Source organism: Radiobacillus sp. PE A8.2 (genome assembly GCF_045635475.1).
In the GTDB taxonomy this organism is placed as follows: domain Bacteria; phylum Bacillota; class Bacilli; order Bacillales; family Amphibacillaceae; genus JBJGXI01.
Map to the genome: position 1 here is coordinate 46,363 of NZ_JBJGXI010000021.1, position 24,383 is coordinate 70,745.

General features: G+C 36.3%; 24 protein-coding genes and 1 pseudogene. 24 read left to right on the forward strand and 1 reads right to left on the reverse strand.

Annotated elements, in window-relative coordinates; translation table 11 throughout:
- The first annotated feature begins 9 nt into the window (after positions 1 to 9).
- From ACI6MV_RS12590 to ACI6MV_RS12645, 12 genes are all read left to right on the forward strand, one after another.
- A complete protein-coding gene (locus ACI6MV_RS12590; protein WP_407270655.1) occupies positions 10 to 267 on the forward strand; it encodes an SHOCT domain-containing protein in 258 nt (85 codons plus the stop codon).
- Between the two features lie 85 nt (positions 268 to 352).
- Positions 353 to 1,042, forward strand: coding sequence for a response regulator transcription factor (locus ACI6MV_RS12595; RefSeq protein WP_407270656.1), 690 nt, complete (start codon positions 353 to 355; stop codon positions 1,040 to 1,042).
- Positions 1,043 to 1,044: 2 nt separating this feature from the next.
- Positions 1,045 to 2,409: a sensor histidine kinase gene (locus ACI6MV_RS12600; RefSeq protein WP_407270657.1), complete on the forward strand. Its 1,365-nt coding sequence runs from the start codon at positions 1,045 to 1,047 to the stop codon at positions 2,407 to 2,409.
- Positions 2,410 to 3,243: 834 nt separating this feature from the next.
- Positions 3,244 to 3,912, forward strand: coding sequence for a PspA/IM30 family protein (locus ACI6MV_RS12605; protein ID WP_407270658.1), 669 nt, complete (start codon positions 3,244 to 3,246; stop codon positions 3,910 to 3,912).
- A 702-nt stretch (positions 3,913 to 4,614) separates the two neighbouring features.
- Positions 4,615 to 5,523: an ROK family protein gene (locus ACI6MV_RS12610; protein ID WP_407270659.1), complete on the forward strand. Its 909-nt coding sequence runs from the start codon at positions 4,615 to 4,617 to the stop codon at positions 5,521 to 5,523.
- A gap of 320 nt (positions 5,524 to 5,843) precedes the next feature.
- Entirely contained in the window at positions 5,844 to 6,758 is a 915-nt protein-coding gene (gene cysK / locus ACI6MV_RS12615; protein ID WP_407270660.1) for a cysteine synthase A, read from the forward strand.
- 576 nt (positions 6,759 to 7,334) lie between these two features.
- Entirely contained in the window at positions 7,335 to 7,934 is a 600-nt protein-coding gene (locus ACI6MV_RS12620) for a peroxiredoxin family protein (protein ID WP_407270661.1), read from the forward strand.
- Between the two features lie 17 nt (positions 7,935 to 7,951).
- Positions 7,952 to 8,725: an RnfABCDGE type electron transport complex subunit D gene (locus ACI6MV_RS12625; RefSeq protein WP_407270662.1), complete on the forward strand. Its 774-nt coding sequence runs from the start codon at positions 7,952 to 7,954 to the stop codon at positions 8,723 to 8,725.
- Between the two features lie 243 nt (positions 8,726 to 8,968).
- Positions 8,969 to 9,211: a hypothetical protein gene (locus ACI6MV_RS12630; protein WP_407270663.1), complete on the forward strand. Its 243-nt coding sequence runs from the start codon at positions 8,969 to 8,971 to the stop codon at positions 9,209 to 9,211.
- 189 nt (positions 9,212 to 9,400) lie between these two features.
- Positions 9,401 to 9,553: a hypothetical protein gene (locus ACI6MV_RS12635; RefSeq protein ID WP_407270664.1), complete on the forward strand. Its 153-nt coding sequence runs from the start codon at positions 9,401 to 9,403 to the stop codon at positions 9,551 to 9,553.
- 163 nt (positions 9,554 to 9,716) lie between these two features.
- A complete protein-coding gene (locus ACI6MV_RS12640; RefSeq protein ID WP_407270665.1) occupies positions 9,717 to 10,502 on the forward strand; it encodes an urease accessory protein UreH domain-containing protein in 786 nt (261 codons plus the stop codon).
- 100 nt (positions 10,503 to 10,602) lie between these two features.
- Positions 10,603 to 10,854 carry an SHOCT domain-containing protein gene (locus ACI6MV_RS12645; RefSeq protein WP_407270666.1) on the forward strand — a complete coding sequence of 84 codons (252 nt, stop codon included), beginning with the start codon at positions 10,603 to 10,605 and terminating at the stop codon, positions 10,852 to 10,854.
- Between the two features lie 266 nt (positions 10,855 to 11,120).
- Here the strand turns inward: ACI6MV_RS12645 and ACI6MV_RS12650 are convergent, their stop codons facing one another.
- Positions 11,121 to 12,656: a Na+/H+ antiporter NhaC family protein gene (locus tag ACI6MV_RS12650; protein ID WP_407270667.1), complete on the reverse strand. Its 1,536-nt coding sequence runs from the start codon at positions 12,654 to 12,656 to the stop codon at positions 11,121 to 11,123.
- Between the two features lie 143 nt (positions 12,657 to 12,799).
- Between ACI6MV_RS12650 and ACI6MV_RS12655 the strand changes: the two genes are divergently transcribed.
- The 12 genes and pseudogenes from ACI6MV_RS12655 to ACI6MV_RS12710 all read left to right on the forward strand — a co-directional run bounded on the left by ACI6MV_RS12655 (position 12,800) and on the right by ACI6MV_RS12710 (position 24,383).
- Positions 12,800 to 13,159 carry a hypothetical protein gene (locus ACI6MV_RS12655; RefSeq protein WP_407270668.1) on the forward strand — a complete coding sequence of 120 codons (360 nt, stop codon included), beginning with the start codon at positions 12,800 to 12,802 and terminating at the stop codon, positions 13,157 to 13,159.
- A 68-nt stretch (positions 13,160 to 13,227) separates the two neighbouring features.
- Positions 13,228 to 13,419: pseudogene (locus ACI6MV_RS12660) on the forward strand (glutaredoxin family protein); the annotation flags it as partial.
- 511 nt (positions 13,420 to 13,930) lie between these two features.
- Positions 13,931 to 14,401: a TlpA family protein disulfide reductase gene (locus ACI6MV_RS12665; RefSeq protein ID WP_407270669.1), complete on the forward strand. Its 471-nt coding sequence runs from the start codon at positions 13,931 to 13,933 to the stop codon at positions 14,399 to 14,401.
- Positions 14,401 to 15,078 (forward strand): cytochrome c biogenesis CcdA family protein, encoded by a 678-nt coding sequence (locus ACI6MV_RS12670; RefSeq protein WP_407270670.1) that lies wholly within the window; start codon positions 14,401 to 14,403, stop codon positions 15,076 to 15,078. The genes ACI6MV_RS12665 and ACI6MV_RS12670 overlap by 1 nt, the downstream gene beginning before the upstream one ends.
- 63 nt (positions 15,079 to 15,141) lie before the next feature.
- Positions 15,142 to 15,477: an ArsR/SmtB family transcription factor gene (locus ACI6MV_RS12675; RefSeq protein WP_407270671.1), complete on the forward strand. Its 336-nt coding sequence runs from the start codon at positions 15,142 to 15,144 to the stop codon at positions 15,475 to 15,477.
- A gap of 153 nt (positions 15,478 to 15,630) precedes the next feature.
- Entirely contained in the window at positions 15,631 to 16,446 is an 816-nt protein-coding gene (gene lgt / locus ACI6MV_RS12680; protein ID WP_407270672.1) for a prolipoprotein diacylglyceryl transferase, read from the forward strand.
- 117 nt (positions 16,447 to 16,563) lie between these two features.
- Positions 16,564 to 18,216, forward strand: a complete 1,653-nt coding sequence (gene merA, locus ACI6MV_RS12685; protein WP_407270673.1) for a mercury(II) reductase — start codon at positions 16,564 to 16,566, stop codon at positions 18,214 to 18,216.
- Between the two features lie 165 nt (positions 18,217 to 18,381).
- Entirely contained in the window at positions 18,382 to 19,209 is an 828-nt protein-coding gene (lgt, locus tag ACI6MV_RS12690) for a prolipoprotein diacylglyceryl transferase (protein WP_407270674.1), read from the forward strand.
- A gap of 679 nt (positions 19,210 to 19,888) precedes the next feature.
- Positions 19,889 to 20,965 (forward strand): PIN/TRAM domain-containing protein, encoded by a 1,077-nt coding sequence (locus ACI6MV_RS12695; RefSeq protein WP_407270697.1) that lies wholly within the window; start codon positions 19,889 to 19,891, stop codon positions 20,963 to 20,965.
- 475 nt (positions 20,966 to 21,440) lie between these two features.
- Positions 21,441 to 21,905, forward strand: coding sequence for a cytochrome c maturation protein CcmE (locus tag ACI6MV_RS12700; RefSeq protein WP_407270675.1), 465 nt, complete (start codon positions 21,441 to 21,443; stop codon positions 21,903 to 21,905).
- Positions 21,905 to 23,896, forward strand: a complete 1,992-nt coding sequence (locus tag ACI6MV_RS12705) for a heme lyase CcmF/NrfE family subunit (protein ID WP_407270676.1) — start codon at positions 21,905 to 21,907, stop codon at positions 23,894 to 23,896. Before ACI6MV_RS12700 ends, ACI6MV_RS12705 begins: the two co-directional genes overlap by 1 nt.
- Positions 23,886 to 24,383 carry a cytochrome c-type biogenesis protein gene (locus ACI6MV_RS12710; RefSeq protein WP_407270677.1) on the forward strand — a complete coding sequence of 166 codons (498 nt, stop codon included), beginning with the start codon at positions 23,886 to 23,888 and terminating at the stop codon, positions 24,381 to 24,383. Before ACI6MV_RS12705 ends, ACI6MV_RS12710 begins: the two co-directional genes overlap by 11 nt.

Below are 24,383 nucleotides of genomic sequence, written 5' to 3' on the forward strand. Positions count from 1 at the left end.
GTTGCTAGTATGATGTGGAATAATGGTACGGAATGTTTAGGAGGTGGGTTTCCAATGATGATGTTTGGTGGGGTTTTTATGTTAGTGTTTTGGGGTCTAGTTATTTGGTTAATCGTATTAGCGATTCAAAAATTATCACAAGGCGGTAAATCAAGCCAAATTGACAATGCTGTTAACATACTGAGACAGCGCTACTCTAGGGGCGAAATAGAAACCGATGAGTACAGACAACGACTACATGAGCTCATGGATACGGATAAAATTTGATTATAAAGAATAAACCTTGATAAACTTTTATCAAGGTTTATGTTCGTTACCACTTTGAAAAGAAAATACGAGAGGAACTTTTCCGATGAAAAAAACAGTGATGATTGTAGATGATCAAGATGAATTAAGAGAATCAATTTCAACATTTTTAGAAAATGAAGGCTATCAAACGTTGAATGCTCATAATGGCAATGAGGCGTTACGTCTCATTGATGAGAATCAAAATATCGATATCATTTTACTTGATGTCATGATGCCTGAAAAGGATGGATATGTAACGTTACGCGAATTGCGAATAGCCAAGAATAGAACCCCAGTCATTATGCTAACAGCTAAAACAGATGAGATAGATAAATTGCTAGGACTTGAAATGGGTGCAGATGACTATATTACAAAACCGTTTAGTTTGCGTGAAGTTGTCGCTAGAATGAAGGCGGTACTAAGGAGGACGTCTCATGAACAAGCAGACGATGAGTGGATTCAACAAGTAGATATCAAAATTAACCTTAACACATATGAGGTCTATGTCCACGGAGCAAGGGCCAATTTAACCCCTACAGAGTTTAAAATTTTAACGACACTTGCAGAAAAACCTGGTCGGGTTTATAGCAGATTACAACTTATGAACATTGCAGTTGGGGAAGCATTTGTTAATTATGAACGTTCAATTGATACCCATGTTAGTAATTTAAGAAGAAAGCTATCAGAGTTTGGATCAACTGCCGCAATCCAAACTGTTTACGGGATAGGTTACCGTTTTGAGGTGGAAACATGAAGATGAGAAGCAAGTTAATCATCTCATTAACTATGGTGATTATCTTCATGGGACTATTTCAATCTCTATTTTTTCAATCACGTGTAGAGAAGATATTTGAAAATTATCTTTCAGAAAGTGATAAAATGAAGGTTGAAATGATTAAGCAGGCAGTGACCTCTTACTATGTCTCGACAGGCTCACTAGAAGGTGTAAATCAAATTCTTGAAATTTCGAACCGAATGAATATGAATATGGAAAATATGATGGGGCATATGGGAGGACCTATTGAAGTTACCATTTTAGATGCTTCAGGAGAAATAGTAGTAGATACAACAACTAAAAACATGGGTGACAAGAAGTCCGCAGTCCAAGAGCCTCTTGTTATCAAAGGAGAAACCATTGGGACCTTTATTGCGTATCCAGTTAAAAGTGATTCTATTTCTCGCCTTGAACAACAATTTGCCCAATCGGTCAATGTAACCATCCTTTTAGGATTTCTTGTCGCTGTACTGCTTTCTTTAATTATTGGACTCTTTCTATCAAAAAAAATTACTAAACCTCTTTCACAGCTTGTTTCAGGGATTGAACAGGTTTCAAAGGGAAAGACAAACTTCCGGGTTACGATTGATTCAAAAGATGAATTCAGACAGCTTGGCGATGCTTTTAACAAGATGACAGAGACTTTAGAACGGACGGAGCATATTCGTAAATCCCTCGTGGCTGATGTTGCTCATGAGCTAAGAACACCACTTACAATTATTCGAACAAAATTAGAGTCAATACAATCTGGTGCACTAGAAGCAACGGAAGAAGTAATATTAAACGTAAGTGATGAAGTATATCGCCTTTCAAGACTTGTCAATGACTTGCAACAACTTAGTCTCGCAGAGTCCAAAACGTTGTCACTTCACAAAAAACGAACGGAAATAAATGGTTTTATGGAAGCAATTCTTTCTCAGATTCAATGGTTTGCAGATGAAAAAGATATTAGGCTTCATTTCAATAAAAGTTCTACTCATATTTTCATCGAAATTGATCGAGATCGTATGACTCAGGTTGTTGTTAATTTACTTGGTAATGCACTCCGTTATACACCAGAAAATGGAACAGTTATGGCTAATGTGAAGGTGGAAGGGAAATCAGTTGTTCTTAGTTTTCAAGATACAGGACCTGGTATTGATGAGCAAAAACTCCCCTTTATTTTTGAACGCTTTTATCGTGTAGATGAGTCGCGAAAACGTGACGAAGGCGGGGCAGGACTTGGTCTGTCTATTGCAAAAGGTTTTGTTGAAATACATGGTGGGGATATCAAAGTGACGAGTATTAAAGGAGAAGGAACGACGTTTGAAGTTATATTACCATTACCGGGTGACAATGATAGTTAGTACATGTTCAGGGGGTTAATAAAAGTCGAGATGCCTTTGGCGGAAAAAATGTGTTAACTATTTTGTTTATGTGAAATAAAGTAAAACGAAAATTTTAAAAAGCATAGTCATTTGCTACTTATTTATATAGAGGAGTCGGCACCACGGTAGATGCATATGAAATAAACTGTTATTATCCAACTGTAGAAAACATCATAGCTGGATAATCATAGGAGAATAATGTCCATCCACTAGGTTATTTTTAATTACTTAATTAGAGATAAAGTATACCAATTAAATCAGTTTTTCTTCAAATCTTCACGGTTTCTTCAAAAAATTTCTTTATAATTTAATTTGTAACATAATAAGAATTTTATTAATGGGACTGGGCATCCATTGACCACTGGGCGTAATATGGACGGGATTTTCCGATTAGGAAAAGCACTCCAAACAATAGATGAACATATGTACGCCCGTTGGAAGGAACCCCGGTGAAAGAGTGCACCCGCCCCTCAACAGCTTGCTGGCGAAAGAGTGGCTAGCCAAGGGAAGGAGAGGAAACACTGGTGAGCTGAAACTGGGTACCCACAAAAAATATAGTTTCCCGTTTCTAAACCCTATCCAAAGGAATTAACCTACGACAATAAAACATGTTATCTGGAGGAAACAGGAGCAGCAGTCGTACAGGGTAAGGGAAGTTAATATACAGAAACTAATTATGCTGATAGTTCGGATGATGAAGCGACGTATTTAAGCTTTGAGGCTTGGGGAATAGAAATTGAAACAAGTTATGGATAACCGATTGAATCATATGAACTGAAAATCTTAGCTGGAACAAAATAGAGGAGGATTAACATGTTTAAATTTTTTAAACGCGTGACAACTGTAGTAGGTTCGGAAATGAATGCAATGCTTGACAAGGCCGAAGATCCGGTAAAAATGCTGGATCAATTTATGCGGGATATGGCTGAGGATATTCGTGAAGTTGAAGCAGCCGTTGCCAAGCAGATTGCTAATGAAAAAATGTTGAAACGTAAGGCTGATGATGTGCAAGCGATGGTGGAAAAACGTCAGAAACAAGCGGAGCAAGCTATTGAAGTGGGTAATGAGGACTTGGCTCGTCGAGCGCTTCAGGATAAAGGTGACCATGAAGGCGAAGCAATAACGCTTAAAGAATCATGGGGACGCGCAAAAAATGACTCTGATGAATTGCGTAATAAATTAGATGAAATGAAAAAAGAATATCAAGAAATGAAATTGAAGAAGGATTCATTAAAAGCCCGTGCTGAATCTGCTAAAACCAAAACCAAGATAAACCGGACAATGTCTTCAATAGGCGGTGATGATTCCAAACAGGGATTTGAACGAATGGAAGAGAAAGTAATGCGTTTTGAAGCAGAAGCGGAAACAAGCGAGGACCTGTCACAGGAAAGTCGTACATTAGATGATGAATTTGAAGATTTGGATAAAAATGATGTCAATGATGAACTAGCAGCACTTAAAAAGAAAATGGGTAAAAATTAAAAGTGAGGAAATGGGACAGACTTTTTGATTTAATCCATAGATCAGTTTAAGACTCTAGGAATCAATCAGATTGTAACCATTACTACTGATCCTCTTGAAGCATTAAAACAGAAAGTCGAGTTGATAAAAGAAGGGAAGATAAATTTTATCTTCCCTTCAAATTTTTCCTTTTCCTATTTAATTCTTTAGGCATCTTTGTACCTGGAGAATAAGGATTAGAACTCCCCCCTAAAAAGTTCATAATAAAATCAAACATTATGTAGCTATGCTGGAGTGAAATAAAGGAACTAGATAATGAAATAGGGCCAAACGAGTTGAGGGAATTTGCAACGGAAACTTTAAGTAATATTCAGGACTTAAGAGAATAGAACTAGATAACAATACCAAGCTAGTAATTTCAGTAACTGAGAAGCATTTCAATGTGGGACACATATTCTAAGAGATATTGAAAGCTGATAGGGAAACCGGCCTGTGTATTGCTATTAAAATAGAGGATGGTTTCGACTAAGCAACTAGTGTTGTGGCCATGGGAGTATTGAAACAGCTTGGTATAGGAATGAGAAGTTGTTTGCTGAGTTACAAGAATATACCCAAGTTCCAGTGGAAAATATGCGGAAAGGTAAAATGGTGTCGTCGTTCCAAACTTCAAATTCCACCGTGTTTAACGTTGATAAATAATGTGACTATACAGGAGGAAATAGAATGAGTGATGTGAAAAATTATACTATTGGCATAGATTTAGGTGGAACAAACCTTAGAGCTGCTCTAGTAAATGAAACTGGAGAGATTATAAAGGAAAATGAATTTCCAACTGAAGCTGAACTTGGACCTGAACAAGGATTACAAAAAATGGTGCGTTTAATAGAAGATATTCGAGAAGGCTATAGTATCACTGGAATTGGCGTAGGTGCCCCTGGACCCTTAGATCTCTTTGCAGGGTTAATTCTTGATCCTCCCAATTTACTAAAGTGGTCAAATTTCCCACTTATCGAAGGACTTGAGAAAGCGACAGGGATTAAAGTGACACTAGATAATGACGCAAAAGCAGCAGCACTCGCAGAAGCAGTGTATGGAGCTGGACAGAATTATAAAAGTGTTGTCTATATTACAATCAGCACTGGTATTGGGGCTGGTATAGTTCTCGAAGGTAAAGTCCTTCCTGGCGCACAGGGAGTAGCTGGAGAAGTTGGCAATATGATATTAACTAAGGAAGGTCCGATGGTTAATAACCTTAATCAAGGAGCATGGGTAACACTTGCGTCAGGAAGCTCTATAGAAAGAGAAGGAAAGCAACGCTTAGGGATTGATGGTGGTGCACAAGAGGTTTTTCAGTTGGTAGAAGAGGGGAACCCGGAAGCAATGCAAATAAGGGATGAGATGATAACTTATTGGGCAAAAGGAATTGCAAACCTAGTACATATTATCAACCCAGATATTTTTGTGTTAGGTGGGGGGATAATGAAATCTGAGCAATTCTTCTTTACGCAACTCCAAACTAGAATTAATGATTATGTGTATTCCAGTTTGAATGGGAAGGTTAACGTCCAACTTGCGCAACTTGGAACAAAATCAGGTGTAATCGGTGCGGCACTGCTACCGAGTCATTCATAAAAAAAGCAAACTTAAAAAATAACAGATGAACTATTAGTAGTTTTGATTATAAAGAAATAAAATAAAAATAGCATAAAAAACCTAGTGCGAAAATTGAATAGATTTTATACTCGATTTTATTGGACTTGTAAAAAAGAACCACTTGTACTTCCATTCTAAACGTACTTTTTTGTTAATATTCGATTATAATTATTGCAACGCCGGTGGGGATAAATATACCAATTAAATTAGTTTTTATTCAAATCATCACGGTTTTTCCAAAGACTTTCTTTATAATTTACTTTGAAACAGTTGGAAGAAACGATAAGGGGATGCCAAAAATGAAAGTTGTAGAAAATATTACTGAGTTAATAGGCGAAACGCCTATTGTACGATTAAATCGCCTTGTGCCGAAAGGTGCGGCAGATGTTTTTGTTAAATTAGAAATGTTTAACCCATCTAAAAGTGTAAAAGATCGTGCCGCATACAATCTTATAACGACTGCGGAAACACAAGGCTTGATTTGTCCAGGGGATACAATCATTGAGTCTACAAGTGGTAATACAGGGATTGGTCTAGCTATGAATGCGGCAGCTAAAGGGTATCATGCGATATTGGTAATGCCTGATAACATGACAAAAGAAAGAATTAATATTTTGAGGGCGTTTGGTGCAGAGGTAGTATTAACTCCAAGTAAACAGAAAATGCAAGGGGCAATTGCAAAGGCGTTAGAGTTGCAAAAGGAAATCCCCGGAAGTTTTATTCCACACCAGTTCGAGAATGATGCAAACCCTGATATTCATCGTAAGACAACAGCGCTTGAAATATATCAACAAATGGATGGTTGCTTGGATGCTTTCGTAGCCACAGCTGGTACTGGTGGAACAGTTACTGGTACGGGGGAAACGTTAAAGGAACTAATATCTGACCTTTATATTACAGTTGTAGAACCTAAAGGATCACCAGTGTTATCAGGGGGGAAGCCTGGTCCTCATAAATTAGTAGGAACAAGCCCTGGGTTTGTTCCTAAAATATTAAATACTCAAATTTACGATGAAATCATACAGATTGACGATGAGAGTGCAGTAAAAACTTTTAAAGACCTGGGACGTAAAGAAGGGATATTTGTTGGCTTGTCTTCTGCTGCAGCAGTATTCGCAGCCATAAAGGTTGCTGAACGTTTAGGTTCTGGAAAACGGGTGCTATGCATTGCTCCTGATACGGGTGAACGTTATTTAAGTATGAACTTATTTTAATTGAATTAACTAGGAAAAGTATGCCCACCTTAACGATCAATTGAGTGGAGTGGGTGGTTAAGAAGGTGAGAACAAATCAAAAACCGGTAATTCTTTTGTTATGAATTACTGGTTCTTTAGTTGAACGACTTTACATTTATCACAATTTATCGGAACACTTTTTTATATTGAAATTGGAGAATGGTTCAAAAACTTTTTTTCATTCCTTAAGGAGAGTTTTTCTTTCTATAAGCCGTGCGAAACTATGTGAAAGTACTGATAGTGTCAGTGCAAAACAATGTGAAGAAGCTTACCTGACACGTTGCTAGTACTACCAAATTAATGACTTTTTAATTTATTAAAGAATTTTAGGGATTAACATGTGAGAACCCATTTTTTTAATGAATATCAAGAATGCTAGATAAAATAATGGTTTATTTTTTAAAATTAACAATTTCAAAAAACACAAAATCTACATATTTTTTGACTAACATATGGGTAGGCAAAAAGCTTTATTTGTGAATACGCCCTTTTAGGTACTGCATAATTTTGCTTGGGGCAAGGCTTGGTGGAAGAGATTATGAGAGGAACTAGAACATGAAAGAAAAGAAAAAACATAAAAAAGGACTAAATAAGCGCTGGGTTTTTGGAGTAACTGGTATCGTAGGTTTACTGCTTTTGGTTGTACTGGGATCCATTCAAGAAAAACAAACGTCTAATATCAATTCATTAGACATTGAAACGGATGCACCAGCACCTGATTTTACTTTACAATCCACGCGGGGAAACATTTCTTTAGATGATTACAAAGGAAAAAATGTTGTCCTTTATTTTTATGAAGGCAATGGCTGACAAGCTTGTGTAGATCAGCTAGTTGAGCTGAATGAAAAAGTAGAGGAGTACGCCGAACAAAACACGGTGATCTTGGCAATTACGACAGATCCAATCGCCTTTTCTGAACAAATTGTACAGAAATATAATATTAACATTCCGGTTTTATATGACAAAAATCAAAAAGTAGGAAAACCATATGGTGTAACGGATGTACCAGGTGGGATGGATATGGGGCCTGTGGACACTCATTCTATGTTTATTATTGATGAAGAGGGAATTGTGCGTTGGTACGAAATCTCACCACAACAAATGTATGTCCCTATAGAGTCGGTCGATGAGGAGTTACAAAAGATATGGGAATGACACGGGACCCTCGTATTATGCAAATTATCCTCCTTAGCACATACGCCATCATTGGTGGGGTATTATTAAATTTTTCAGTTACTATATGGCAAATTGTTGTAACATTAGGCATTTGCATTCTATTGGAGTTAGTTATTCTCTACTGGAAAAAAGGTGCGTTTTACTGGCCATACAGTGCAGTTATAACTGGACTAGGGATTGCCCTTGCGTTACGGGCGGATACAATTATCCCTTTTATTATGGCTGCTATAGTTGCAATCAGTTTGAAACATATAGTCCGGTACCGGGGAGATCACATTTTAAATCCTTCAAATAGTGGGATTGTTTTTGTTTCTCTGCTACTACCAGCAACAGCAACGGATCCGTTGCAATGGGGATATTATCTGTGGGCCCTTGTTCTGATGTCTTTGGGAGGGCTTTATTTAGTCTATAAAGTACATCGCCTTGCGTTAGTGGTCTCCTTTTTAATTGGTTTTATAGGGATCCAATTTTTAAGACAGTTGATATGGACCGATTTATGGAATGCGAATTTTAGTTCGTTTATGTGGGGAGGGTTGTTTATTTTTACATTCAATATGATAACTGATCCAAAAACCTCACCTAAAAAAGCGAAAAACCAAATTTTTTTTGGTCTCGTTATTGCCTTGATTGCACAAATGCTGATACACATGAACATTCATAATGCGGTTTTTATAAGCTTGGCAATCGTGTGTCTGGGGCGTTTTCTATGGATTTGGGCGCGTAATCAAAAAATGTTTAAAGGCAATCATCCTTCTGTCGGTGCAAAGTAATATATGTTATAAGACAATTGTCACCATCAAGACCTAATTCATGTGCAAGTGAAATTTGGGTGAGGGTATATAGGATAAATGAACTGCTACTACACTCACCATACGCTGTTTTCTTAAACATTAATCCAATTATTTTTAGAATCCTCAAAGTTTCTACACAATTTTTGTTTATACTTAATTATATAAACAAACGGAGGTGGAGTGATGAGCTGGGAACTACTTATATTGTTAGCGTGTCCCCTTATGATGTTATTCTGTATGAAGGGTATGTTTGGAGGAAACAAGAACAAGGAGTCAAAACAGAACAGTAATAATCAGTTACAGACTTCTCAACAGGATGAATTACAGTCTGTCCAGTTAAAGATGGCAGATATGATGGAGCAAAATCATCAGCTTATGAAGGAAGTTAAATTTTTGAAAGAAGAATCTAAAGGTTCAAATGTTGTTCAATTAGAAAAAGACCAAGGCAAGAAAGAGGCATTATAGACAGACATGTGGTATCCCGTACTCCCATTGCCTTTTTAAAATAACTTTACGATCAACGGGGGCACGTTTGTTTTAACATGGCTATTTCAGTAAAGATGCTTACAGAAAAATGTTTTTTCGTTCTAAGGGCAGACTTTCAAGCCACAAAAAATGTTCGATTAGTAGTCCCATAAAAAGGAGGTGACTCTAATGAGTTGTTGTGGTGGTTCATCTAAAAAAGATAAGGAAAAAGACAGTATGAAGCAACTGAGCCCTGTTGATCAGTTGAAGATGAGACTGGTAAATGGAGAAATAAATATGGAAGAATATTTACAGACAAAGGAAGTAATTGCACAACCTTAGTCTTTTTCGCCCAGCTATTAAAAGGCTGGGCTTATTTTAATTAGGAAATTTCTTAAGGTGTTTGGTAGAGTTCACTGTCAGAAGTCGTTTTTGGGCGGCTAGATTTTAAACTTACGCCAGTTAGTATTGTAGCAGTAACAAACCAAAAAAAGGGGGGATAGGATTGGGCGAACTTCTCCATGATTTAAGCTTACAATGGTATACATTTTTAACACAATTGGGGACAAAGTTAGCAGACCCAATTCTAAATATTACAGAACAGTGGAATATCCCTATTTTGACTGCTTTACTGTTAGGGTTAGCAGCAACGACATCCCCTTGCCAAGTGACAACAAATGCCAGTGCACTTGCCTTTGTTTCACGAGATGCGACGAACAGAAAACAGACATTAGTTCAAACGTTTGCCTTTATTGCCGGTAAAACATTGATTTATACAGTTGTTGGAGGAACAGCAATTTATCTAGGTGTTCAGCTAACAACAGTGAACGGAAATGCGTCGCTTATTATTATCGTTAGAAAGGCGATTGGTCCGATCATGATCTTGGCTGGGTTATATTTTCTGGGCTTTTCCCGGTTTCGCCTATCGTTTGGTACAAGATTAAGCGAATGGTTAAAAAGCAAAATACCAGAGGGTTCTCCTATAGGTTCCTTCGGATTTGGCGTAGCATTTGCCCTTGCCTTTTGTCCAACATTAGTTTGGCTCTTTTTTGGGCTACTAGTTCCATTAGGTATCCAAACTACAGGAGGAATATTATTGCCTCCAATCTTCGCAATTGGGACTACAATTCCATTAATTGTATTTGTACTTATTCTAGTAGATAGCTCTGACATAATAAAACAAAAATATTTTAAAAAAACGAAATCATTGAATCGCTGGCTAACAAAGTTCGCAGCCATCATATTTTTGTTAGCAGGTATTAATGATACGTTCACCTATTGGTTTTTATAGAGAATGTTCAAAATCACCAAATTAATCCAAGGTATTGGTCAACAAGTAGCTAAAAATAGATTGAATTAATTGACTAAAATAAGGTAAGGAGATGATTAGTATGATGATGAATGGTACAAGTTGTGGTGATATGGGTTGGCCTATGATGATCGGCGGCGGGTTGTTTATGTTATTATTTTGGGGATTAATTATTTGGCTCGTTATTTACCTAATACGAAAATTTTCCCAAAATAACACAACCAATAACTCGGATAAAGCGGTGGAGTTATTAAGGCAGAGATATTCAAGAGGGGAAATTAATACAGAAGAGTATAGAGAACGCTTGTATGAGTTAACGGATAAAACAAATTAAAAAGGAACTAGAATAATTTTTTGAATCCTAACCTAAATGGGCTTAATTTTATGAATTTTCTATAGACAAAAGTGCTCTAATTGCGCACTTTTGTCTATTATTTATTTACCTTCTTTTTGGCTTGCATTCGTTGATTTCGAGCAAACTCCATTTTCTTCGATTTTCCATAGTGCAAAAATCCAATGCTCCAATTATAGCTATCACAAAAGCAATAACATAAAGTAATTCATCCATCAAAACACATCCTTGTCATCCTTAGGTAACATTTAAAAAATTAAGGGCACGACTAAAAATAAACCCGCTGCTAATCCCGCGGCTAGTAAATTATACGGAGTCATGGCTTTGACGTATTTCATATGATCGGCCCCAGCAGCCCCCGCAGACATTGCGGTCATACCGGAAACGGGTGAGGTAACATCTCCAAAAGTCCCCCCTGAAAGAACGGCAGCAACAGCAAGTGGAACACTACCTCCTGTCGTTACAGCTAAAGGGATCGCGATTGGCATCATTAATGCCCATGCACCCCATGATGAACCGATGAAATAAGTTACAGCACCTGTTACGACAAAAATAAGGACAGGAACCCATATTGGTGTTAGTGTTCCACCTAAAGTTTTCCGAATTAGGTCTGTTAAACCGAGATCCTGTGAAACATCAGAAATGGGCCAAGCAACTGCTAATATTACGATAGTTACCATAAGCTTGTTCCCGCCTTTAATAAATCGGTCAGTCATTTTCTTTAGTTTAAGTCCTTGAAACAGGTATAAAGCAGCAGTTATCATCACTGTAATAAATAAGGCTAAAAACATCGAACGAGATGGATCTGCTGCTGAAAATACTTCCACAATGCTTTCACCTTTTGCTTCTTTTCGACCATCCCACCACATCAGGAAAAAGCTTAAAGGAATTAATACAAGGATAGGAGCTAAAAGGTTAAACAATCTTGGTTTCAAAGCAGGCTTTCCTATGCCCATATCCATGTCCATTTTTTCCATTTTTCCTTTTGAAGTGACGCCCATTTGATCTTTCGCTGTATCTGCCTTGTCTGTATTACCAATTTCCTCAGACATTTCCATCGCATGAGCAGGACGTGAGAAAGATGTTTCTTTATTTGAGTGATTTGCAGATTGAATTAATTTTTTCATACTACCAAAATTCCAACCTATAATCACAGATAATAAGGCGATAGTAATAGATGTGAAACTGAAAAACTGAAAGGGTAAGCTAGACAAAAAAAGTTGCATAGCTGAACCTTCTATTCCTGCCGCTCCCATACCTTTATTTAAGACCCCAATAATGTAACCAATATAAGTGGTTGCAACTGGGATCAACACAATGACTGGACTAGCAGAGTTATTTAACATATAGGCTAACCGTTCACGTGAAACGGAAAAACGATCTGCTAAAGGTTTCATGATAGATCCTGTTGCCACAACACGGAATCCACAATCAATAAAAGTGATAGGAAGCAATAACCAGGAGGCAATTAATGTTTTTTTAGAATTGTTAATGTAGTTATCCATTACCTTGGCGAAAGCTTGGACACCACCAGACAATTGAATTAAGGCTACTAATCCACTAAAGACGTATAAGAAAAGAAGGACGTCTAGGTTTCCAGGATCAGATAATACCTCAACAATATAATCAACGGTTTGGGAAATAGAACCGAGAAATGATCCTGTTAAAATAAAACTCCCCGCCCATAAACCAATCAACAGGGAAGGAATCACTTGCTTTGTCCAAGTTGCTAAAACAATAGCAATAAGAGACGGAACGATAGAAAGCCATAGTCCGTAATCCATTTTAAATCACCTTTTTTATAGTCAATTTATACGTATTTTCCCCATAAGTTTGTTTCTTATTCTATGGAAACTATGAAGAGGATTTATATACATAATTTTGAAGTATATAGATAAACTACAGTTATAAAATGGAGGTGATTTTTATGATGAAGGTTGGTATGCTTAAATTAGTTACCACATTGTTTATGGGATTAGCCATTACCATACCTGTTGCTACTTCTGTTCATGCAGAGATGATACCATCTAACGTAGAAAATGCAGAGGAAACAATGGAAAAAGATTGTTGCGATAAAATGAAAATGATGAAAGAAGAATTGAAAGAAATGATGGATAAGCATAAAATGATGAAGAAAGAATTGAACAGTCTCATTAATGAATTACAAGAGAGTGGAAAATTGACACAAGAACAGATAGAGAAACTAAATAGTATTAATCAAATGATGAGCCAGATGGAAGAAAAGATGAAACAAATGTCATCAATGGAAATGGACGAATTAAAATAAAAGGGTGAGAAAAATTGAGTGATTTTACTATTGAAATATATACCACACCAACTTGACCAGATTGCAAAGCAGCGAAAGAGTTTCTTTCGCACCATAGTTTCCATTTTACAGTACATGATATTGTTGAAAACGAAGATAAAATCGAGGAATTAAACAAATTGACAGGAAAAAATATAGTTCCGACGATTGTAATAAATGACGAGATTTTTATTGGATTTGTCCAAAATCGTGACAAAATTGAATCCTTACTCTCATCTTAGTTTTACGAAGCCCTTTTCCACCAAAGAGAAGGGCTTTTACTTTTGCAGTTTATATGGTTTTTCTGATAATGGACTAATAATTAAAAAGTGAGGATAAAAAGGAGAATTAAATGTTGAGCTTTTTTGAAAGGTGCCTTTATGAAGGGAATGGTATGCACTGAGCACAGGATGGTAAACCACAACTGACCTGGGAAAATAAAGTATACGATTAAAGAGACCGGTTATGATGTGAAAAGTATTCAATAAATAATATCTTTATCATTTTATAGAGAGGATTTAACTCATATTCCTTTTTGCGAAGTTAGGGAATGAGTGTTTCTTTTATCAAAGAATTTATATCTGAAATTAATAGATGAATTTTACATTCAAAAGTTAGATAGACCCCTTCCAAAAAGAAAAGCAAAAAACTATTATAACTCCACACTTTCTTCAAACTTTTAAGTTATTATAGCTTAGGTAAGATATTATATTAAAATATTTAAATATGAAGATGGGTAAGGAGGTGCCAAAATTGAAGGTTCGTTTAATATTAATTCTTACGTTAATTTTAACAGCCTGCTCATCAAATGACAGTGAATATCAATTGAAAGTAGATGCAAAAGATATTAATGGGAATGTAGTACAGTTATCTCAGGATCAACCAAGTTTGGTGTATTTTATTTCTGCATCGTGTCCTACATGTAAGGAGGGAGAAATCATGCTTAATGAAGTATCCAGACTGTATCCAGAAGTTCAAATTATAACGGTTGACCTTGATCCGTATATGGATACTGTGGAGGGGCTTGCTGAGTTTCAAAAAAAATTTGGTGGAAACTGGCCTCATATATTGGATGACAAAGATCGGACAATTACCCGAGAGTTTGGAGTAAAACAATTGGAAGAGACAGTATTAGTTGATCAAAATCACGAAGAAGTTTTCAGAGCAGTAAATCCTACGTTAAAAGAAGTCCAAGAGGCTTTGGCAAAAATTGGGGTGGAATAATGGGCATTTCACATTGGATTGTTTTCACAGCAGGAATTGTGGCTGCCTTTAATCCTTGTGGTATTGCGATGTTACCTTCCTATATCTCCTATCTGATTGGTGCAGAAGATAAAAAAATGTCAAATTTGACTGCAATAATAAGAGGAATGGGACTGGGCGTGGCTATGACAATCGGCTTCTTAATCATTTTTGTAGTAGCTGGATTTTTGATTAGTTTACTTGGTAGAGGATTAGTGGAATATCTACCTCTTCTATCATTAATTATTGCTATTTCACTTTCATTATTTGGTCTGTTTATGTTGATTGGTAAACATTTACCAATCAAAACAGTTTCATTTCAGGTGAAGCCAGGTAAATTGTCAGTGTTTTTATATGGTATAGCCTATGCGTTAGCCTCTCTAAGTTGTACATTGCCGGCGTTTCTATTGGTCATTTCCCAATCTATTAATGAAAATACGATCATTTCAATCTTCATTAATTTCGTTGTTTATTCAATTGGGATGGGTCTTGTTATAACGGTTATTACAACTGCTTCACTAATATCAAAACAATTTGTTCAAAGGTTTTTGAGAAAATATATACCTGTTATAGAGAAAATTTCAGCTCTGATTATCTTTTTAACTGGATTGTACCTTGTATATTATTGGTCATTTGGTACTGGCGGAGCACTACTTTAGACTATGATGGAGGAATCAGGGCTATCTTTAATATAGTAAGAAAAAAGGAAGGAAAGGTTTACCATGCATTCAAATCAAGATTTAAATCATAAAATTAGTTCAGAAATCTATGCGAAGTTTTTCCATGGGCTATCAAACCCCACAAGGTTTCAAATTGCTCTTTCCCTTTTGGATAAGGAGAAAAATGTAAGTGAATTAGTGGATGAATTGGAGATAAAGCAATCACAAGTATCAAATCAATTAGCCTGCTTGAAATGGTGTGGGTATGTTGATACACGAAAAGTAGGTAAGTACATTTATTATCAAATCAAGGATGAACGAATAAAACAGATCATTACACTTGCATCTGAAGTAGTTGGAGATAATGCAAAACAAATTAGTGAATGTACAAGAATGTAATCTGTTTTTGAATGTGAGGAGATATAAAAGAGAAATTATATTTGTTTTCTGGATTTTTAACACTTGTTACACCAGGAACCAATCACTAAACTTAAAGATTTGCTAAACGGTAAAATAAGCTACCTTGTATTTAATGAAAAAGGAGTTGTAAATATGAATTCAGGTATTCAACCACTTAGCAGAGTGGCATTCGAACTTGGTCCACTGACTGTATATTGGTATGGAATTATTATTGCATTTGGTGCATTTCTCGGATTTATCATTGCACAAAGGGAAAGTGAAAAGAGGGGTTTACCGAAAGATACGTTTTCTGATTTGTTAATTATCGCTATACCGATTGCGATCATTTCTGCACGAATTTACTATGTAGCTTTTCAATGGGATCAATACCGTAACAACCTCGGTGATGTCTTTGCGATTTGGGAAGGTGGTATTGCGATTCACGGAGCTCTTATCGGCGCAACTTTAACGGGCTACTTCTTTTCAAAAGTTAAAAAAGTATCTTTTTGGAAGCTGGTTGATATCGCAGCACCAAGTATTATATTAGGTCAGGCAATAGGTCGCTGGGGTAATTTTATGAATCAAGAGGCTCATGGGGGGCTAGTTACCCGTGGTTTTCTTGAAGGATTATACTTGCCAGAGTTCATCATTAACCAAATGTATATTGAGGGAGTGTATTACCATCCGACCTTTTTATATGAATCAATATGGAATTTGATTGGATTCGTCTTACTTTTAAGTTTGAGAAAAGTAAATTTAAGGCGGGGAGAATTATTTTTTTCGTATATCATTTGGTACTCGATTGGACGGTTCTTCATTGAAGGTATGCGTACTGATAGCTTGATGCTCACTGAGTCGCTTCGTATTGCACAGGTAATTTCTATTGTGCTAGTTATTGTTAGTATTATAGCTATTATTTATCGCCGAAAGACTGGGTTAGCGAATAAACGATATGCTGATTTAGATTAGTTTCCTAATAGTTACAAAAGAGCTGAGTGGGAAACAATAAGCTAGTTCGGAAAAGTAAATAGGAACTGGATTTTGGTAAAAAAATATTAAAATAATCTTTTATAAAGGAGTTTTTCTATGAGTAACGATAAAGTTCTAATCACGCTTCCTGTACAAGGAATGACTTGTACTAGTTGTGATAATCACGTAACCGAGGCATTGGTCAAAGTCGGAGCAGATAATCCAACAGCTGATTTCCGTCGTGGGCAAGCGACATTTGAAATTGGTAAAGATGATTTAGAGAAGGCAAAAGAGGTGGTTAATGAATCAGGTTATCGAGCTGGTGACGCCACAATTGAATCTGAAGATAACGATGTTACTTTTAATAACAAAGACGGCGCATACGACCTTTTGATAATTGGTTCAGGTGGTGCAGCCTTTTCAGCAGCGATTAAGGCCGTTGAAAAAGGGGCGAAAGTAGGCATAGTTGAAAGGGGTACTATGGGTGGAACATGCGTTAACATAGGATGTGTGCCTTCTAAGACGATGCTTCGCGCCGGTGACATCAATCACTTGGCAGGAAACAACCTTTTTACAGGTTTGAACACAAAAGCCGAATCAGTTGATATGGCTACGTTAACAGATGAAAAGGATGAACTGGTACAAGGTATGAGACAGCAAAAATATATAGATCTTATTGATGAATATGGATTTGATTTGATTCGTGGTGCAGCATCATTTGTTGATGAAAACACGGTTGAAGTGAACGGACGAAAATATACAGCAAACAAATTCCTAATTTCAACAGGGGCATCCCCGTCTATTCCAGATATTCCTGGACTGAAAGAAGTGGACTTTTTAACAAGCACAACGGCTTTAGAACTAAAAGAGGTTCCAAAGAAGTTAGCAGTGATTGGTTCAGGTTATATTGCGATGGAGTTAGGACAACTGTTTCATAACTTAGGATCAGAAGTTTCTTTGATGCAACGAAGTGAGCGACTTCTGAAGGAATACGATCCAGAAATTTCAGAAGCCATCGATGAAGCTTTAACCGAACAAGGACTAAACTTTTTCACAGGAGTCACTTATAAAAAGGTGGAACAAGATGGTGATACGAAAAAAGTCTTCATTGAAGTGAATGGTGAAGAACAAATCATTGAAGCTGATCAATTATTGATTGCCACCGGAAGGAAACCGAATACAGATTCACTCAATCTTGAGGCAGCAGGCGTAGAAATTGGCAAAGAAGGGGAAGTCATGGTTAATGACTACCTGCAAACGAGCAATCCAAATGTCTATGCTGCAGGTGATGTGACATTAGGTCTACAATTTGTTTATGTGGCAGCATACGAGGGTGGAATTGTTGTAGAAAACGCATTAGGAGCTGCAAATAAGAAAGTGGATCTACGCTTTGTACCTGGAGTAACATTTACTAACCCGTCCATTGCCACAGTTGGTTTAACCGAACAACAAGCCAAAGGTAAAGGGTATGATGTGAAGATCTCCGTACTTCCACTCGATAGTGTGCCAAGAGCACTCGTGAATCGTGAAACAAATGGAGTGTTCAAACTCGTTTTCAATAACCACACGCAGAAAATACTCGGTGCTCATGTGGTTGCAGAAAATGCTGGAGATGTGATTTATAGTGCCACATTAGCCGTACAGTTCGGTTTAACCGCAGACGATTTGAAAAATACGATGGCGCCTTATCTCACAATGGCTGAAGGCTTGAAACTAGCAGCCTTAACATTGGACAAAGACGTCAATAAGTTATCTTGTTGTGCAGGGTAAGGAATAAATGTTAGGGAGAGAGTCAAACCTCTCCTTTTTATGAATCTATTAACTCATTATAATTGATAACATTGATAAACTTCACAAAAAATCTACATTTAACACGTATAATGATTTTGTGTTTGTATTAAGTTTGTTATTTTATGATGAAATGAGGAATATTAGATGAAGCCATTATTTAGTTTCGGCCCTTTTTCGATTCACTTTTTTGGTTTAATGATAGCGATTGGTGCGTTAGTAGGTTTCCTGTTACTTATAAGAGAAGCAAAACGTAGGAAGATGAATCATAAATTATTAACGGATGGAGTAGTCTACTCTTTATTGGGAGGAATAATAGGGGCGCGGATTGTTTATATCGTTGTTTATAATCCTTCCTATTACATAGCCAATCCAATGGAGGTATTTTTCATCCAAAATGGCGGATTATCCATCCATGGTGGTATTTTAGGTGGATTACTTGTCGGTTATTTATTTTTGAAGCGTCATAAACTACCAATCTGGGAAACATTAGATATTGTTGCTCCCTCGCTAATTTTGGCACAGGGAATAAGCAGAATTGGCTGTGATGTGTTTGGAGGACCAATTTCTGATGCCCTACCTTGGGGAATGGAAAAATATGGGGAATTGCTACATCCAGCCCAAGCCTATGAATTTCTGTTGGATTATTTGTTATTCGGATATTTGTGGTTACGATTGAAAAAGACTTCTTATACTGGTCAAGTCTTTCTTCACTATGTAATTGGTTATATGGCTATACGGGCTATCGTAGAATTTGCTAGATTAAACCCAATGGTTGTTGGACCTCTTAGTGTAAGCCATGTGATGAGTTTAATAGGTATCATTATTGCTGCTTTCTTAATCAAATATCGTAAGCGAAGCGGATTAATCGATAAGGTAAATTCAATCCCGAAAAATAAATATATTAAAACTGGAATCTATGTGATAGTACTTATGGTTATCTCTTTACTTATTTATTATGGAGTACAAGGGTAATATTTAAGGGAAATAATCGTTAGGTTTTGGGTGAAATTTAATTCAGTAATAAATAGCGAGCTTTATGGATGCTTGAGTATCCATATGCTCGTTTTTTATTTGGTCTTAAATCAAACAACGTTTGAATATGTGACAATTTTTAGTCGTTCATTTTTGGCTAATTTGTGACAAAATCATTTCTTCACAATTTCCCCAAACTTCCTAGTTACTATGTTAAATAGTGCATTTGTAACTTGTAATAAGCTTCGATTTTAATGCATTTTCTTATCTAAACGCCAAAGATCACAAAGTTGTCAAATTATGTTCGTCATTTTTCTAAGTATATAGGCATATTTAGAATTGTTAAACTTAGTTAATTAATTCTCCACATTCAACAAACTTTTACATTATACTTACTATTGTCTTTGGTTCAAGTAGAGGGAATAGGACGCTGTGAATTAGTAGTTGGTTAAGATATTATAGAAAACCCCAGAGTTTAACAGAATTATTTGATAACAAAAATACTTAAAATTTCTCGCTTTATAAAAATATCCATTTTACGGCCTTTTGATACTTTTATAGGGGTATATAATTTGAATCATGAAATAATTTATCTGCCTTAACCTATCACTAAAGAATAAATCAAAGGGTTAGATTAGGATAGATATAGTTTCGTTGTATTAATAAAGAGGGTGAAAGAATATTGAATAGAATTTTAAAATTATTCATGATAATTGTGAGTGGAACGATTGGGATATTTCTTATTCCGGATTTCATAAATAGTATAACAAACGGAAAAGTCCCCTTATGGATTAGTTATTTAATTGGTATTGTTATATTTTTCATTACAACATTTTGGATGATTAATTATGGACTTAGCTTAATACGTCGGATAGAAGAAAAACTTTTAAAAATACCTGTAACGAATGTTTTGTTTGGAACTTTTGGTCTGATTTTAGGATTAATTGTGGCATTCCTAATTTCCAGTCCATTGAAGGAAATGAGTATCGGAGTAGTTACGACGATTTTCCCAACTTTTCTAACTATTTTGTTTGGTTACTTAGGATTTCAAGTGGGTTTTAAGAAAAAGAACGACCTTATAAATTTATTATCTGTTTCGGAGCGAAGTGATACTAAAAATACAAAAATAGCTATGGAAAGTGAAGAGGAACTACAAAGAAAAACAAAAATTTTAGATGTAAGTGTAATTTTAGATGGCCGAATTGAAGAATTATGCAAAACTGGTTTTTTAGAGGGTACTTTAATAATTCCACAATTTGTTCTAGAAGAAGTACAACATGTAGCGGATTCATCTGATAGGATAATCAGAAATCGTGGAAGAAGAGGTCTTGACACTTTGAACAGGATTCAAAAAGAGCTTGATTTAAAGGTTGAAATTTATGAAGATGGATTCAATGAAATAAAAGAAATAGATAGGTTTATTAAATTGGCAAAGTTACTAAATGGTATAGTTGTTACAAATGACTCTAATCTAAACAAAGTATGTATTTTACATGATATAAAGGTTTTAAACATTAATGACTTAGCTATTGCCTTAAAACCGGCTGTCTTCCCAGGAGAGAAAATCAATGTACAAGTAATTAAAGACGGTAAAGATGACAAACAAGGAGTTGCCTATCTAGACGATGGTACTATGATAATAGTAGAAGGAGGGCACGATTATATAGGTGACTACATTGATGTTTTGGTAACGAAGCTATTACAAACCTCTGCTGGAAAAATGATTTTTGCGAAACCAATAAATCAAACGTCCTAAAAGAATATTTTTTTATCGAGGTTTGGACCGCAAAAAAATAGTTTGAATGGAGAAGTTTTATACATTCCTATGCTCAAAGTAAAATGGAACGTTGGTTATTTTGGTAAGAAGGGCTCTTATTAACATATTTTTGATATGAAAAAGGAAATCTGGCGTTGTTGAAATTGTCGACATCGTCTATCCAATTGTTTTTTGTAAGTGGTTAAGGATAGAGCATATTAAATATTTAATTATTTATTAGTGGGTTCCTTTATTAAGGAACTCTCATTTTTTTGTGGAAAAATTCATATTGGTTTTACATTAATTAGCAGCCCAATTTCAATTAAGTGTTAAGAAAACATCTTTTCCTCACAAAATCTACATATTTTTTGGCTATAATGCTAAAAGGTGAAATATGTCAGGATATTAACATTCATTTTGCTCACTCAAATCTTTTCCATAAGCGATTAGAAATGAATATAAAGAGGTGGTTGTATTGAATAAAAAAGTGAAGTTAATGATCGTATTCGGTCTCTTCTTCGGTGTAATAGGAATGTTGGTTTACACCAGTATTGGTAATGCTGCCACGTTCTATATGACTGTGGATGAACTGGAATCCAAACAAGAACAGGCTATAGGAAAGCCAATCAAGGTTAGCGGGAAAATTGTAGGTGAGTCGATTGAATTTGATCCAGATAACATCCTACTAACCCTCGAATTGCGCGGAGAAGATGGCAGTAGCTATCGCGTCCCAATCCAGTACGAAGGAGTAAAACCTGACACATTAAACGATGGTTGGGAAGCTATCGTTGAGGGGGAGCTAACATCAGATGGTACATTAATAGCCTCAGAATTGTTGGTTAAATGTCCCTCTAAATACGAAGCAATGGAGGAAGAAGGAGAAGAATTTCCAGCTAATCATCTTGAATCAAATAAACAACAAGAAGGAGGTTACGAATAATGGGAGAAATAGGCCGTTGGTCCCTTATCTTTGTCTTATTCATCGTTGCTTATGGAATAGTTTCACATTTAATAGCAATTCGAACAGGTAGTGAACGATGGCTTAAAAGCGCGAAACGATCCGTGCTTATATTGGCAGGACTAACAACATTAGCATCAGGCTCTTTAATTTATTTACTAGTTACAAGTAACTTTGACTATGAGTATGTTGCTCAATATTCAAGTTCTGATATGTTGCTATTTTATAAGATTTCAGCATTTTGGGGAGGCAATGCAGGTTCTTTACTCCTTTGGTTATGGATTCTTAGTATTTATACCGCATTAGTAACGTGGTCCAAACATAAAGAAAGCAATAATTACTTACCGTGGGTTTCTATTTTTTTATTAGTTATCAATCTATTTTTTGCTTTTGTTCTCAATACGATTGAATTTCCCTTTGCCTCAAATCCTGAGGAAATGAATGAAGGGAATGGACTGAATCCACTTTTACAAAATCCTGGAATGGCAGTTCATCCGGTTACCCTTTATTTAGGATATATCGGATTTGCGATTCCTTTTGCCTATGGAATGGCAGCACTAATGCTAAGAAAGGTGGATGCAACCTGGTTGAAAGTAACCCGACGTTGGACTTTAGTTTCGTGGTTATTTCTTAGTATGGGGATAATCTATGGTTCTCAATGGGCCTATGTTGAATTAGGTTGGGGAGGCTACTGGGCTTGGGATCCGGTAGAGAATGCCTCTTTACTTCCTTGGTTGACAGGGACAGCCTTTCTCCATTCGGCGATGATTCAGGAAAGAAAAGGAATGATGAAAAAGTGGAACATTTCACTAGTAACTGCGACGTTTCTTCTTACCATTTTTGGCACCTTTCTAACGCGTAGTGGATTACTGTGGTCAGTTCATGCGTTTGCAAATGGACCTATTGGAGCTTATTTTTTAGGTTTCATTGGACTATTACTGGTTGGTTCATTAGCGCTGATTTCATCCCGTTGGTCGTTACTAAAGGCAGATGGTCAATTTGAATCAGCCGTGTCAAAGGAAAGTAGTTTCTTAATTAACAATCTTTTACTAGTCGTATCTGCATTTACCATTTTTCTAGGCACCGTCTACCCGGTTCTTTCTGAAGCAGTAACAGGTTCAAAAGTGATGGTCGGAGCCCCATATTTTAACCGAGTTAATGTCCCTATTTTTATCGCATTAATATTGGCGATGGGAATTGGTCCTGTTTTGGCGTGGAAACGATCTAGCCTTAAGTATTTAAGAAATAACTTAATTATTCCGGTAATGATTGCGTTGATTGTTGCAATTCTTCTATTTGCTGTAGGTGTCGATAGCTGGAAGGCTGTGTTATCCATCACCAGTGCCTTATTCGTTCTGATGACTATCATATTGGAATTTTCAAAGGCAGTACAAGCAAGGATGAAAGCAACCGGTGAAGCGCTAATTCGCTCTTTCTTCATGTTGTTTGTGAAAAATAGAAGACGGTATGGAGGTTATGTAGCACACCTTGCTGTTATATTCATTGTGATTGGGTTTACTGGGGCTAGTGCATTCTCGGTTGATTTACAACGCAGTTTTGACATTGGTGAAAAACTAGAGATCGGAAAATATTCCTTAGAATATCGTGGTCTTGGTGAAACCGCTACGGATTTAAAGCGTACAGTCTACGCAGAATTTTATGTTGAGAAAGACGGAAAAGAACTGGGTGTGATCCGCCCAGAAAAAGTCGATTACACAAATGGAAGTCAAATGACAACTGAAGCATCGGTTGTTAGTTCCATTCAAGAAGACCTGTTCGTTGTTTTAAATGGATGGGTTGAGGAGAATGAAAAAGCAATTATTCAAGTGAAAATATTCCCTCTTATGTCTTGGGTTTGGTTTGGTGGTTATCTTTTGATCCTAGGATCATTAATATCGTTATGGCCAGAAAGACTTCGGAAAGTTAGAGAAATTCCACGGTTAAAAATAGAGTCGGTGCAATATGATAGATAAATTTAAAAAGTCATTTTTGTATTTTGCCGTACTGTGGATCGTTGTTACTTTTCCACGAAAGATTCTAGCATTTAGTGATAAGGTTTCTGTGTCAAGAAGTGATGTGTTAAATGTGGCCAAGGAGATCCATCCTCCAGGTTGCTTAGACTCTCGAACTGCTGATTACTGTCAATTGTCTACTGCGTTTGAAGTTAGAGGGGAAATCCGCGATTTACTTGAACAAGGCATGAACAAAGGACAAGTAATTGACAGCTTGGTTCAAAAATATGGAGAACGTATCTTAGCTGCTCCTACTACAGAAGGCTTCAATATAATCCCTTGGGTCCTTCCAGGTGTTAGTGTTCTATTAGGTAGTTTCTTGGTTGGATATCTCATTTACAAGTGGGCAAAAAAGAAACCAAGCGAATCTCCAGAAAATAAGTCCCAATCTCCTATTTCAGAGGAGGATGAGTTACAGATTAACGAAGAATTAAAAAATTGGCTATAG

Bases quoted from the DNA above. Each gene is read 5' to 3' on its own strand.
- ACI6MV_RS12605 (WP_407270658.1), top strand. From the start codon at position 3,244: ATGTTTAAATTTTTTAAACGCGTGACAACTGTAGTAGGTTCGGAAATG.
- ACI6MV_RS12710 (WP_407270677.1), top strand. From the start codon at position 23,886: ATGATAGATAAATTTAAAAAGTCATTTTTGTATTTTGCCGTACTGTGG.
- ACI6MV_RS12590 (WP_407270655.1), top strand. From the start codon at position 10: ATGATGTGGAATAATGGTACGGAATGTTTAGGAGGTGGGTTTCCAATG.
- merA (WP_407270673.1), top strand. From the start codon at position 16,564: ATGAGTAACGATAAAGTTCTAATCACGCTTCCTGTACAAGGAATGACT.
- ACI6MV_RS12635 (WP_407270664.1), top strand. From the start codon at position 9,401: ATGAGTTGTTGTGGTGGTTCATCTAAAAAAGATAAGGAAAAAGACAGT.
- ACI6MV_RS12705 (WP_407270676.1), top strand. From the start codon at position 21,905: ATGGGAGAAATAGGCCGTTGGTCCCTTATCTTTGTCTTATTCATCGTT.
- ACI6MV_RS12630 (WP_407270663.1), top strand. From the start codon at position 8,969: ATGATGTTATTCTGTATGAAGGGTATGTTTGGAGGAAACAAGAACAAG.
- lgt (WP_407270672.1), top strand. From the start codon at position 15,631: ATGAATTCAGGTATTCAACCACTTAGCAGAGTGGCATTCGAACTTGGT.
- ACI6MV_RS12595 (WP_407270656.1), top strand. From the start codon at position 353: ATGAAAAAAACAGTGATGATTGTAGATGATCAAGATGAATTAAGAGAA.
- ACI6MV_RS12610 (WP_407270659.1), top strand. From the start codon at position 4,615: ATGAGTGATGTGAAAAATTATACTATTGGCATAGATTTAGGTGGAACA.
- ACI6MV_RS12670 (WP_407270670.1), top strand. From the start codon at position 14,401: ATGGGCATTTCACATTGGATTGTTTTCACAGCAGGAATTGTGGCTGCC.
- ACI6MV_RS12625 (WP_407270662.1), top strand. From the start codon at position 7,952: ATGCAAATTATCCTCCTTAGCACATACGCCATCATTGGTGGGGTATTA.
- cysK (WP_407270660.1), top strand. From the start codon at position 5,844: ATGAAAGTTGTAGAAAATATTACTGAGTTAATAGGCGAAACGCCTATT.
- ACI6MV_RS12650 (WP_407270667.1), bottom strand. From the start codon at position 12,656: ATGGATTACGGACTATGGCTTTCTATCGTTCCGTCTCTTATTGCTATT.
- ACI6MV_RS12675 (WP_407270671.1), top strand. From the start codon at position 15,142: ATGCATTCAAATCAAGATTTAAATCATAAAATTAGTTCAGAAATCTAT.
- ACI6MV_RS12600 (WP_407270657.1), top strand. From the start codon at position 1,045: ATGAGAAGCAAGTTAATCATCTCATTAACTATGGTGATTATCTTCATG.
- ACI6MV_RS12645 (WP_407270666.1), top strand. From the start codon at position 10,603: ATGATGATGAATGGTACAAGTTGTGGTGATATGGGTTGGCCTATGATG.
- lgt (WP_407270674.1), top strand. From the start codon at position 18,382: ATGAAGCCATTATTTAGTTTCGGCCCTTTTTCGATTCACTTTTTTGGT.
- ACI6MV_RS12655 (WP_407270668.1), top strand. From the start codon at position 12,800: ATGATGAAGGTTGGTATGCTTAAATTAGTTACCACATTGTTTATGGGA.